Source organism: Chryseobacterium arachidis, from assembly GCF_900129245.1.
In the GTDB taxonomy this organism is placed as follows: Bacteria; Bacteroidota; Bacteroidia; order Flavobacteriales; family Weeksellaceae; genus Chryseobacterium; species Chryseobacterium arachidis.
In genome coordinates this window covers 163,681-176,312 of sequence record NZ_FQUT01000004.1, presented here as the reverse complement: position 1 = coordinate 176,312, position 12,632 = coordinate 163,681, and the positions used below count along the sequence as shown (strand labels likewise).

Here is a 12,632-nt window from a genome sequence, read left to right as displayed (position 1 = left end):
TTAAAAATGCAAATAGATTATGAAAATTGAAAAGATACAGGCGTTGCGTGGCCCGAATATCTGGAGTATCAGAAGAAAGAAGCTGATACAGATGCGGTTGGATCTTGAAGAAATGGAAAATTTCCCTACCAATAAAATCGAGGGTTTCAGAGAAAGGATAGAAAAGCTTATCCCTTCTTTATTTACGCACAGATGTTCCGAAGGGGTTGAAGGCGGCTTTTTTCACCGTGTAGAAAAAGGAACATGGATGGGGCATGTCATTGAACATATTGCCTTGGAAATTCAGACTTTGGCAGGGATGGATGTTGGGTTCGGCAGAACACGCGAAACAAAAACTCCCGGAATTTATAATGTAGTATTTAATTATATTGAAGAAAATGCAGGAATTTATGCAGCCGAAGAATCTGTGAAAATTGCTGAAGCTTTAATTAAAGGGGAAGAGTACGATTTAAATGCCTGTATTCATAGATTAAAAGAAATCAGGGAAAGGGTTCGTCTGGGTCCGTCTACTGGAAGCATCGTTGAAGAAGCGGTTTCCAGAAAAATCCCGTGGATTCGTTTGGGAACAAATTCTCTGGTACAACTGGGGTATGGTGTGAATCAGCAACGATTTCAGGCAACCATTACCGGAAAGACCAGTTCAATTGCTGTAGATATTGCATGTAATAAAGAATTAACAAAAAGAATGCTTCATGATGCCGCAATCCCTGTTCCGACGGGAGATTTGGTGGTGGATGAAGAGGATTTGAATCATGTTATCAAAAAAATTGGCTATCCGATTGTTTTAAAACCATTGGACGGAAACCATGGAAAAGGTTCGTCCATCAATGTTAATGATTGGGAAGCGGCTAAAATCGGATTGGAACATGCCCAGAAGTACTCCAGAAAAGTAATTGTCGAAAAATACATTACAGGTTATGATTTCAGGGTTTTGGTGATCAACAATAAAATGGTTGCTGCAGCGAGAAGAGTTCCTGCCCACGTAGTTGGTGACGGTGAACTGAATCTTCAGCAATTGATTGATAAAGAAAATAAAGATCCAAGAAGAGGCTACGGTCATGAAAATGTTTTAACCGAAATTTTAATTGATAAGGATACAACAGAACTTCTTGACAAACTTCATTATACATTAGAAACAGTTCCGCATAAAGGTGAAGTCGTTTATTTAAAATCAACAGCAAATCTTTCGACGGGAGGTACTTCTATAGACGTTACCGATATGGTTCACCCCGAAAATATCACGATGGCCGAAAGAATTTCAAAGATCATCGGTCTTGATGTCTGTGGAATTGATATTATGGCCGAAAACTTAACACAACCCTTAAAAGAAAGCGGCGGTGCCATTATTGAAGTAAACGCAGCTCCCGGATTCAGGATGCACCTGGCACCAAGCGAAGGTTTGCCCAGAAACGTTGCCGCTCCGGTTGTTGATATGCTGTATCCGCCGGGAAAACCTTTTACTATTCCGATTATTGCGGTAACGGGAACAAACGGTAAAACGACGACAACGAGACTGATTTCCCATATCGTTAAAAGTAATGGTTACAGGGTTGGATTTACAACTTCCGACGGAATCTATATTCAGAATACGATGTTATCGAAAGGAGATACAACAGGGCCTTTGTCTGCTGAGTTTATCCTGAAAGACCCAACAGTAGAATTTGCTGTTTTAGAAACCGCAAGAGGTGGAATTCTACGTTCCGGATTGGGTTTTTCGCAATGTGATATTGGTGTCTTAACGAATATTGAAGAAGATCATTTAGGCATGAATGATATCCATAACCTGAAAGATCTTACAAGGGTAAAACGAGTTGTTCTGGACAGTGTAAAGAAAAACGGATGGAGCATTCTGAACGCAGATAACGAATACTCTATGAAGATTATTAATGATCTGGACAGTAATGTTGCTATTTTCAGCATGAACGAGAACAATCCTCATATCGTAAAATTTGCGAAAGAAGGAAAAATTACCTGTGTGTATGAAGAAGGTTTTGTGACGATTAAAAAAGGAGACTGGAAGATAAGAATCGGTAAAGCGAAAGATTTCCCGATTACGATGGAAGGCAAAGCCAAATTCATGATCGAGAATGTGTTGGCGGCAAGTCTTGCCTCTTATCTGTACGGCTTCGGGATTGAAGATATTTCCAATTCTTTGAGAACCTTTATCCCGAGTGCCCAGCTGACACCGGGAAGACTGAATGTTTTCAAGTTTAAAAGCTTTAAAGTGTTAATTGATTTTGCCCATAATCCGTCTGGATATGAGGCTATTGAAGATTACCTTAAGAATGTGGAAGCCACCAAGAAAATAGGAATTATTTCGGGGGTTGGAGACAGAAGGGATAACGATATCAGAGAATGCGGAAAGATTGCAGGAAGAATGTTCGATCATATTATTATCAGAAACGAAAAACATCTGCGTGGAAGAACAGAAGATGAAATCAACGGGTTGATTATCGACGGAATGCAGGCTTCCGGAAGAGATGTAAGCTATGAAATCATTCCAAAAGAAATTGAAGCCCTGAAACACGCAATGGGAATGGCTGAAGAAGGAACTTTCATCACCGCTTTAAGTGATGTGATTTCTAATGCGATAGACCTCGTTCAGGAATATCAGGCGAGGGAATTGCTTGAAGATGATAAGATTTAAATAATTTATTTAACTAAGCTAAAAGTTTCGGCGGCATCGAAGATGCCGCCGAAACTTTATTTTATAATAAATAAAGATTTTATGAAAGTACGGTTTACAAAAGATCTTCAGAATTTTAAAAATTTAGAGAATTATTTGGTAATAGGATTTGGTCTTCATGAGAATAATTTAAAATTTTACCTGATAGCTGATGATAATTTTAATATTGGTTATGGTGCTGCTAAACACTTTGAAATTGTTGATGATAATATTGAGGGATACATCAGAAGAGATAGTTTAAATTTTGGAAGAGAATTTTATCTGGAAAATAAAATGAATGACTTACGAAAGGATCTTAAAAGCTATTTGGAAATAAACAATCCTTATGAAAATGTTAAGTATTTTGAAGAAAAAAAATATCCGATTTCTGAGGAATATGAGAAAAAAATGCTCAATGAAGATAACAAACTGAGCCGTATTGAAGGATTTTTGTTATTTACGGATCATTATTTGTACGAAAAATTTTGGGACGACAATTACAGAGAAAGTTTAGAGTTTTATAAAACTAAATCACTAGATTATTTGATGGAAAAAAAACTTAAGGATCCTGTTTATATAAATAAAAATAATTATAAAGACACACTTTTGAAATTTATTGAAAAAGCTTTTGGATTAGAGGCGTATATACAAGAAAAATCTAAATATTATGCCAAAACTCTTTCTAGTTTTATCATTGGTCTTTTTATAAAAGAAATAACTTCAGTCCAAAGGCTTGAATCATTTTATGATGATTGTTTTATAATAGAATATTAAGACTTTTATTATGTGTTAAGCAATTATTGGGTATCATAATTTAATTGAATAAAGAAAACCTCCTATTTTGTATTCGGAGGTTTACTTATGCATAAATTTTATTCCACAAAAAATGCATTCGAACTTCCAATCCAAATTGCATCTTTCTTGTTAAAATCTACATTTACCATGGCGGCTTTTGTCATTCTTCCCAGATTTTCAAGTAGAATAGGGCGTTCGTCATTTTCTCTCCAGATATATAATAAACGAATCTCAGCTTTTGAAAATTCACCGTTAATATCTTCGAAAATAGGCTCGTAAGTTACTTTTCTCTGTAAAATATAGTTTTCTTTATCTTGAATAGCATCCGTAATTTCCTTTGTAGGATTTAAATTAACTCCACTTCCGGCAAAAGAAAATAAAGGTTTAAGAACAAAATTTTCAAGATTTTCCGTTTCCGGAAATTCATGCAAGAAATAACTTTTAGGTACAAACTGATGTTGTAAAAGCGGGAGCAAAAACTTTGATATTTTAAAGAACCAGTTTGGATGGGTAACCCAGGTAACATCAACTTCTTCACGGAAATCAAATTCAGTTTTAAGATCCGGAATCCTGTCTAATTCATCAAAAATGACACGATTGTAAATTCTTTTTATCTCAGTTAATTTTCCCTCATTTTCATAGAATAATTTTTTTCCTTCTTTTTTTAATTTGGTGAGGCAAACTGTTTTTATGCCTAATAGTTTTTCAGTTAAAGCAAAATCGATAGCTGTTTTTTGTTTTTCAGGATAAATTTCAAGAAGAATGACGTTTTCAGGATTTTCATTGCCAAGAATTAGATCTTTTAAATAATTTTTAAATTCTTCGTGAGACATTTTATTTCTGATCTCTGAAAGAAAGGGGTAAACTTCACAAAATGTCTCTTCAAAAACTTTCTGAAAGGCATACAAAGAAGGGAAAGCTTGGAGCTCGATTAATTGAGGTTCTATTTCTCCGTTTTCACTTTTACAGATTCCGAAATCGATGGTGAAAAAATGAGGTTTTTCCGTATCATTGGGAACACGGCAGTTATCAGGAATCGCTTTTTGTAAAGTATCTTTGGGCAAAGTTTTTATCTGGTCAATGATGCTTTCGCTGGCATCAATTAATTTGGATTCAAATTCTTTGGTTAAAAATATAGGACTTTCAGATATTCTGAATGCCGGTTCCAGACCGCTTTTTTGTTTTAAAATTTCTTTAAGCTGCTGATATTTTTCCTGTGAAAACTCCTGATTAAATTGCTTTCTGTATTTTGAAATCATATTCTTTTTCTTTTTTGTGATTTAAAAAATCGGACAGTTGTTGCCCGATTTTATCTGTATTTTATTTTTTTTAATTTTAAGCGATTGCTTCTTTCTGCTGCTTCAAAATATTTTCTTTGGCAGAATTCAGAAATCTCGGAAGAATCTGGGCTTGAGTAAGAATAATTTTGTCCTCATCATCAATTCTGTCGATGGTTTCAAGGTACTTTTCCATTCCGAAATTTTCAATCATCGCTTCTTTGTTCTTCTCGTCCTTCAGGTTTTCAATCATGCCTGCAGGATTGGCTTCCGGATGAAACTGTGTTCCAAAGATCTCTTCTGAAAAACGAATTGCCATTACCGCTCTTTCTAAATTGATATGAGGACGGAACTTTTCAATCGCTACGATTTTCATTCCCAATTCTTCAAAACGATCATGATCAGGCTCAATAAACTGGAAAGCTCTGGAATCGACCGCATAAAAAGGATCCGGAAGATTTTCTAATAAAAATTCCTTTTCACCGTCTTCTGTTTTATGAACCGGCATGACTCCGAAAGAATAAGATTTTCTTCTGTTAATTGTCCCAAGCTTCCAATGAATGCTCGCCAACTGAAACGAATGACAGATAAGGAATAAATATTTTTTATCGTTATTAACTTTATTATGTTCGAAAATATCATCCAATAACTTGGCAAATTTGTCTTCCCATTCCAAACCTTCTCTGTGTGGATCTCCAGGACCTCCCGATGAAATGAATATGTGGAAATCTCCAACCTTCGGCATTTCATTTTTAAATCTTACATCAAATGTTTCAATACTTACATTTTCTTCTGTGCTTCGCTGAAATGTTTCAGAAATCTCTTTTATATTTTTAAATCCCTGATTTACATTGTTATTGTTCATGTCCAGCAAAGCAATTCGAATATCTTTCATACGGCATTATCTTTCTGCAAAGGTACAAAATATTACGAAGCATGCTCGCCGTGTGTTATCCCATATTCTGTTTCAGAGATCATGTAATCAACGACTTTGGTAAGATCGCCTGTCTCTTTGAAGATCTGAAGCTGCCTGTCTGCGCCCGTTCCGTTCTCTAAAATAGTCCATGCATATTCAACTTCTTTTCTGCATCCCAGTTCGTCTACAACATCATCAATAAATTCTAAAAGTTCTTTCAACAAATCAGGGTAAGGAACAGATTCCTCTTTACCGAAATCAATCAGATGAGCATCAATTCCGCTTTTGGAAGCTCTCCATTTATTTTCATTGAGCAGCAGTCTTCTGTAGCTTCTAAAACTTAAATTCTGCTGGTGAAGTTTATAGATCTTTGCTACTAAAGCCTGCATAATTGCGGCAAGACAAACGGTTTCTTCAATCCTTAAAGGCATATCACAAATTCTGAACTCGATCGTAGGGTAGAATGGATGAACCCTAAGATCCCACCAGATTTTCTTAGCGTTATCAATCGTTCCTGTTTTTACCAAAAGGTCAACATAGCTGTCAAACTCCGCCAGAGAATTGAAAAAGCTAGGGATTCCCGTTCTTGGGAATTTTACGAAAATTTCCTGCCTGTACGATTTAAAGCCTGTATTTCTTCCGATCCAGAAAGGGGAATTGGTCGACAGGGCATACACGTGAGGAAGAAAATACCTCATCACATTCTGGATTCTTACCCCTTCTTCACGATTGGGAATTCCGATGTGAACGTGCAATCCGAAAATTAGATTTCCACGGGCAACATCACCCATATCGTCTACAATTTTATTGTACCTTTCACCGTTCGTGATCGTATTGTGTTCCCAGTTTGAAAAAGGATGAGTTCCTCCACCGGAAACACGAAGCCCCTGTTCATGGGCTGTTTTGATGAGATGTCTTCTTAAATTTGTTAATTCGGCTTTTGCTTCCTGAATATTCTGGCAGATTCCCGTTTCCATTTCAATCATGGATTCGTGCATTTCGTGCTTTAAATTTTCACTTAAAACAGCTTTTCCGCCTTCAATAATTTTCGAAACATGGGAAATCAAATCCCTGCTTTCAACATCAATGATCTGATATTCTTCTTCGATTCCAATAGTAAATTGATGCATTTTCTTTGTGCTTTTATTTTTTTTTCAATAATTATTTTACAGAATCTTTTACAAAAGTTCCCCAGGAAATATTCGGTTTTCCCGGAACATATTCTTTTGCTTTTTCAACTGCTAATTTAGCGGCGTGTTCTACGATCCATGCGAAATTTTCTTCTCCCACGGAGTTTCTGTCCGCGTCCGGAGCCGGGTTGCAGAAGTCGATAGCGTATGGTATTCCGTCTCTTACAGCAAATTCAACGGTATTGAAATCGTAGCCAAGAGCTTTGTTCATGGTGATGGTATAATCGTGAATTGTTTTTAATAATTTTTCCAATTCCTTACCTTCAGTTTTATGAGTGGTTTCGTATCTCAAATGCGGCGCATTTCTGGGCTCGTACGGCATGATGTGAACGTATTTCTGACCTAAGCAATACACTCTGTAATAATCGTCAAAAATAATTTCTTCCTGAACCATCATAACCAATTGTTCCGTTTCGCCTAATTTTGCCCAAAGATCTTCAGGGTTATCCACTCTGTACACATTTCTCCAGCCACCGCCGTCATGAGGTTTCATATAGGCCGGAAATCCTACATAATCGAAAATATAATCCCAGTCGTGAGGAAATTTCAAATTTCTGAATGACGTTTCAGAAGTATTTGTCGGTCTTTCGTAAGATGGAAGCAAAACGGTTTTGGGTAATGGAATTCCCAGTTTTGTCATTAAAGCATTGTTAAAAAACTTTTCATCTGCACTCCACCAAAATGGATTATTGATAACATAAGTTCCATTCAATGCTGCATTTTTAAGGTAAGCTCTGTAAAAAGGAACATCCTGCGAAATTCTGTCGATAATCACCGCATATCCGTAATCTGCACCTTGCTCCAGCTTATCAATGTTTACCGGTTCAGCAACGATTTCACCTTTTCCAAGTTCATTTACTTTATCAATAAATGCCCATGGAAACGTATCTTCCATACCGAATAGAATTCCTACTTTTTTAGCCATAGTTGTATTTTTTTATGTTTTATATTAATATTTTATGTAATTGCTTTAAGAAAAGAAAGTTCCGATAAATGTCGGAAAAACCATTCTCCAAAGCGGCCAGTCATGGTTGATCCATTTTCTTTCGTCATACCAGAAATCAATTCCTTTTGAGCGTAAAATTTCTGCAATTTCAATATTCTTATCCCTGCAGATATCCTGATCAGATGTGCTTAAAACGATGTGCATATGTTTGTATTTCCATGCTTCGTCATTTTTTACAAATTCTCTCGGGCAGTTGTAGTATACCAGATCATCGGAATAGCCATCCATGAAATTTCTAATGCTGAACGCTCCCGAAAGACAAAATAAATGAGAAATTACATCCGGAAATCTGAACGCAAAATTGGCAGCATGGTAACCTCCAAAACTTGCTCCCGCAATCGCAACACGATGCACTTTATGAAGTTTCTGAATGTAAGGGATGAACTCCTGAATCAGAAACTGAACATATCTTTCATAGTTTTTAATTCTTTGTTGTGGAGGGATTTTTTCATCATAAAAACTCCATGCGTCAATTGTCTGGATGTTATATAATTTAACTTTTCCCTGTTCTATAAACCAATTGATGCTTCCGTTCAGATGAAAATCGTGGTTTTGTGTATAAAGTCCCTGCGAAGTGGGGAACATAATGATTGGATAACCATAATGTCCTGTAACTTCTATTTTCAGGCTGATTCCTAAAATATTTGAGTAATAGTCTGTATGCTCTATTTGCGGCATTTTTTTTCTTATTTGGGTTTAGTATTGAGGATTTTAACTTGTCGGTTTACTCTTCGGAGGAAGGATATTCAGCATTTCTGCATGGATTTTTTCGGCAGCCTTGTCCAATCTTTCCTGCACAACGGTAGAGTCATTCGATTTATAAATAATTCCGACATGATAATCGATGGGTAAAAACTTCACGACTTCTTTACTTTCAAAACCTGTGTAATCGGGCTCTTTATCTTTAATCAAAGCAATAATAAGTCCTGAATAATATCCTGTAGGTTTTGAAATTTTATAATTTATCCCTCTCAATAAGGCATCTTCAATTTTTGCCCATTCTCTCCAGATATTAATATTGCTTGATGCTTCTACCAGATCGGGGATGTGTGCTCCTCCGACTCTTGAAGAGGTTTCGAGGAAGTAATATTTTCCGTCGTCTTTACTTTTAATAAATTCTGTGTGAGTAGCTCCATTCATTAAACCAAAGTTTGACAATACTTTAGCATTAACCTGTTCAAGCGCTTGAAATTCATCTGAATATCTTCCCAGTGTTTTAGTCCTGAAAACTCCGCCTTCATGGGAAACCTGCATGGGAGGGGCCAGGTATTTTGAAGCGGAAGTGAAAACAATTTCTTTATTAAATGTTAAACTGTCGACATGGTAGACGTCACCTGGTTTAAAACTCTCCAAAAGGAATAAATGACGTTCTTCACCCAATTTATTAAGGGCTTCCCAAAGATCTTCCTTGGAGGTCAGTTTTTTAATTCCGGAAGCAGATGCCTCAGAGCGGGGCTTCAGCACCCATGGAGCTGGAACTTTTTCTACAAAACGGTTAACCTCATCATTGTTGAAAACAGCAGTGAATTCAGGGACGTTAATTCCTGAGTCTTTTGCTTTTTGTCGCATAGCCAGTTTGTCTCTGAAATATCGATGGGTCGTTTGCCCCATGCCCGGAATACGGAATGTTTCCCTGATCAGAGCCGCTTTTTCCACGTCGTAATCATCTAATGCAATGACAGCATGAACTTTTCTGGTCTGCATCAGATGAGAAAACCCCTGAATCAGATGATCCAAATTCCAGACGGATGGCTTTACTTCGGGCATATAGAATACTTCGTCGATTGCATCCCACGGCCAGTTTTTTTCTTTAAGATTTTCTGAAGTTACCAGGATTATTTTATTACCGAGCTTCTTCATTTCATCCATAAAGTCATAGCCCTTGTAATAGCACGAAATACATACTATCGTTTTCTCCTCCATATAATGTTTTTTAGTTATTAGTGAATTATCAAAAATAAAAGCTTATAAATATTAATTAAATAATACTAAATTTTGAAATAAGATAAATTTTTGAGAATCCTCTATCAATTATACAGAGAATTTTTGAACTGAACTAATTTTTAGTGATAATTTTCGATTAAATCTGCCAATAATTGTACTCCAAAGCCGGTTGCTGCTTTTTCTGTTGCGTAACCGACACTTCCGAAAGCTACACCGGCAATGTCTAGATGCGCCCATTTAGGATGGTTTTCGATGAATTGTTCTAAAAATTTTGCCGCAACGATACAGTCTCCGATAGGTTTCATCGAAATATTTTTTAAATCTGCCACATCCGACTGGATATCGTCTTTCCAGATATCCCACAACGGAAGATTCCAAAGTCTCTGGTTGGTTTTATCTCCTGTTTTTATCAAAAGATTTTTCAATTCTTCATTGTTCGAAAACATGGCGCCACAAGTATCTCCAAACATTCTTACCGAACTTCCCGTTAAGGTCGCGAGGTCGATCAGGAAATCTGTCTTGAAATTTTTTGCCATATAAGAAAGCCCATCTGCCAGGATCATTCTGCCTTCCGCATCTGTATTTAAAACTTCAATAGTTTTACCGTTGTAAGCCGTAATAACATCGCTCGGAAGAAACGCATTTTCTGAAATCGCATTATCTGTGATGGGTAAAATAGCAACAATATTAACGGGAAGCTGCATTTCGGCAGCATAAATTAACGTTCCCAAAACAGCCGTCGCTCCGCCCATATCCGACTTCATATAGTGCATGTTATCAGGATTCTTTAAAGAAATTCCCCCTGTGTCAAATAAAACGCATTTTCCAACTAATCCGAATGTTTTTGCATTTTTAGCAGTCGTTTTATATTCTAAAATGGTAAAAGCGGCATCGTAAGCACTTCCCTGATTAACGGAAAGGTAAGCTCCCAAGCCCAATTCTTCGCATTTTTTTCTATTGAACGAGGTGTATTTGAGATCGTATTTTTTAGCTAAATTTTTTAAATATAAGCTTAATGTGTCAGGCTTTTTCAGATTGGCAGGTTTGTTCAGCCATTCCTGGCAGGCAATCTGTCCGTTGCTTAAAGCTTCGGCTTTATTACTGATATTGTCCAGTTTTTTCTGGCTTAAGTTTTCAAAATGAATTTCAAACTTTGCATTCCAGAAAGCATGTGTTTTTTCGAAAGGGTAGCTGTAGGTTCCGATCAAAAGTCCTTTTGCAAACTCTTCGAATTGCTTTTCGTTCATGAAATCTGCTACAAACAGCGTTGGTGTTGCCTGTACTTTTCCTTTTTGCGTCTGAGAAAATTTTATGGCGACCTGCTGAACTTCGAAATTTTGTAGGGTTGATTTCCCTAATCCAATAAAGTAAGTAATTCCTTCTTCATGAGCATTTACAAAAATTTCATATTTTTTTCCGGTGAAGAAAGTGGAAATATTTTTATTAAAATTCTTACTTGTTTTCGTCCATTCTTCTTCAGTAAAAAGATGAAAAACCTGAGTGTAAATTTTATTTTTTTTGTTGATTAATTTCATAAATTTAATTTTTAATGCTTTGTTGCTGCGGCTTCACTTCCACAGGGTTTTCTGTATTGTTGTAATACAGCCATTCAATGGCTCTTGGGAACTCCTGAGACCAGTAAAATTCGCTGTGCGTTCCTTCCGGATTGATATTGGTTTTAAACTCAAAATCGAACAGGTTTTTCTTCTCCCAACGCTTTAAATATTCTTCAAAAATGTGAATTCTTTTTACCATTTTAGAACCTTCCTGACCTCCTCCGTAAAGATAGATTTTTGTTTTAAACGGAACCCGAAAATTCATCATCGGAAAATTATTATTGGGTTCTACCCAAAGAGATGGGGAGAAAATCAATAATTTAGAATAGACTTCAGGATAGAGAAATCCACTGTAAATACTGATTAAAGCGCCCAAAGAGCTTCCTCCGATCCCTGTATTGTCACGATCTTTTTTGGTGCGGTACGTCTGATCTACATACGGTTTTAATGTATCAGTAATAAATCGGATATATTTTTTTCCTTCCGAACCGTTGGCGACATTGTCATTATCAAAAATATATTCCTTAATTCTTTCCTCACTTCCATGTTCAACAGCAATGATGATTACATCCCCACGACCGTATTCTGCAAGAATTGAAAGCTTTTTGTCGATTTCCCAGTTTCCGTAGCCGCTTCCTTCATTAAATAAGTTTTGCGCATCCTGAAGATAAAGCACAGGATAGCTTTTGTCTGAAACATAATAATCGTAAGGTAAAAGTGCCCAGACTTTCCTGTAGCGATCGAGTTGTGGGATATAGAATTCCTCGGAAATTATTTCAGCAATCGGAAAATATTCGTCCTTAAAAGGTCCCCAGTTAAACCTCCATTTTTCAACAGTATCAACAGTTTTTCCTAAAGATTTTAAAACTTTTCTGTTTGGGGTAATGTTTCCGTATTGATCAAGCTCTACATTTTCCCAGCCGCCTTTCGTGAATTTATATTCTATAACATCGGGTAAAAGACGGTCATCAATCTCGATAAAGTAGTTTTGAGAATCTTTTGAGGTAAGCTGAAGATCGTATTGCTTCGGATTCCATTGATTGAAATTTCCTGTAATGTATATGGTTCTCCGGTCACTTTCTGCTGTATAAAGTTCAAACTTCATCCTTGTGTTTCGTAAAAAATTAAAGGTAAATTTATAAAAAATCTTTTTATTTCAAATTAATTTTTAAAATCCTAAATCGGTGATTAAAAAAACTCTATATTTGATAGAATCAAGTGATAGAAAGAGATTAACATAATAATTAATTCAATAATAGTTAATGTTTACTGTTGATATTTTT

Annotated in this window: 10 protein-coding genes; 2 read left to right on the top strand and 8 right to left on the bottom strand. The window is 36.2% G+C overall.

What is annotated here, in order from left to right; genetic code table 11:
* Window positions 1–19 precede the first annotated feature (19 nt).
* Window positions 20–2,647, top strand: a complete 2,628-nt coding sequence (gene cphA / locus BUA89_RS09390; protein WP_072956263.1) for a cyanophycin synthetase — start codon at window positions 20–22, stop codon at window positions 2,645–2,647.
* Window positions 2,648–2,728: 81 nt separating this feature from the next.
* Window positions 2,729–3,439 carry a hypothetical protein gene (locus BUA89_RS09385; protein WP_143152306.1) on the top strand — a complete coding sequence of 237 codons (711 nt, stop codon included), beginning with the start codon at window positions 2,729–2,731 and terminating at the stop codon, window positions 3,437–3,439.
* Between the two features lie 98 nt (window positions 3,440–3,537).
* On the opposite strand, the gene BUA89_RS09380 is transcribed toward BUA89_RS09385, so the two are convergent.
* From BUA89_RS09380 to BUA89_RS09345, 8 genes are all read right to left on the bottom strand, one after another.
* Window positions 3,538–4,719: a hypothetical protein gene (locus BUA89_RS09380; RefSeq protein ID WP_072956257.1), complete on the bottom strand. Its 1,182-nt coding sequence runs from the start codon at window positions 4,717–4,719 to the stop codon at window positions 3,538–3,540.
* A 76-nt stretch (window positions 4,720–4,795) separates the two neighbouring features.
* Window positions 4,796–5,632, bottom strand: coding sequence for a type 1 glutamine amidotransferase (locus BUA89_RS09375; RefSeq protein ID WP_072956254.1), 837 nt, complete (start codon window positions 5,630–5,632; stop codon window positions 4,796–4,798).
* 32 nt (window positions 5,633–5,664) lie between these two features.
* A complete protein-coding gene (locus BUA89_RS09370; protein ID WP_072956250.1) occupies window positions 5,665–6,783 on the bottom strand; it encodes a carboxylate-amine ligase in 1,119 nt (372 codons plus the stop codon).
* 31 nt (window positions 6,784–6,814) lie between these two features.
* On the bottom strand, window positions 6,815–7,768 hold the full coding sequence (locus BUA89_RS09365; protein WP_072956247.1) for an ATP-grasp domain-containing protein: 954 nt from the start codon (window positions 7,766–7,768) through the stop codon (window positions 6,815–6,817).
* Window positions 7,769–7,813: 45 nt separating this feature from the next.
* Window positions 7,814–8,527 (bottom strand): alpha/beta hydrolase-fold protein, encoded by a 714-nt coding sequence (locus BUA89_RS09360; RefSeq protein ID WP_072956244.1) that lies wholly within the window; start codon window positions 8,525–8,527, stop codon window positions 7,814–7,816.
* Window positions 8,528–8,560: 33 nt separating this feature from the next.
* The gene (locus BUA89_RS09355; protein WP_072956240.1) at window positions 8,561–9,772 is read right to left on the bottom strand and encodes an ATP-grasp domain-containing protein; all 1,212 of its coding nucleotides are present in this window, start codon (window positions 9,770–9,772) and stop codon (window positions 8,561–8,563) included.
* A 140-nt stretch (window positions 9,773–9,912) separates the two neighbouring features.
* A complete protein-coding gene (locus BUA89_RS09350; protein ID WP_072956234.1) occupies window positions 9,913–11,328 on the bottom strand; it encodes a M17 family metallopeptidase in 1,416 nt (471 codons plus the stop codon).
* 4 nt (window positions 11,329–11,332) lie between these two features.
* On the bottom strand, window positions 11,333–12,454 hold the full coding sequence (locus BUA89_RS09345) for an alpha/beta hydrolase-fold protein (RefSeq protein ID WP_072956231.1): 1,122 nt from the start codon (window positions 12,452–12,454) through the stop codon (window positions 11,333–11,335).
* Window positions 12,455–12,632: the final 178 nt, after the last annotated feature.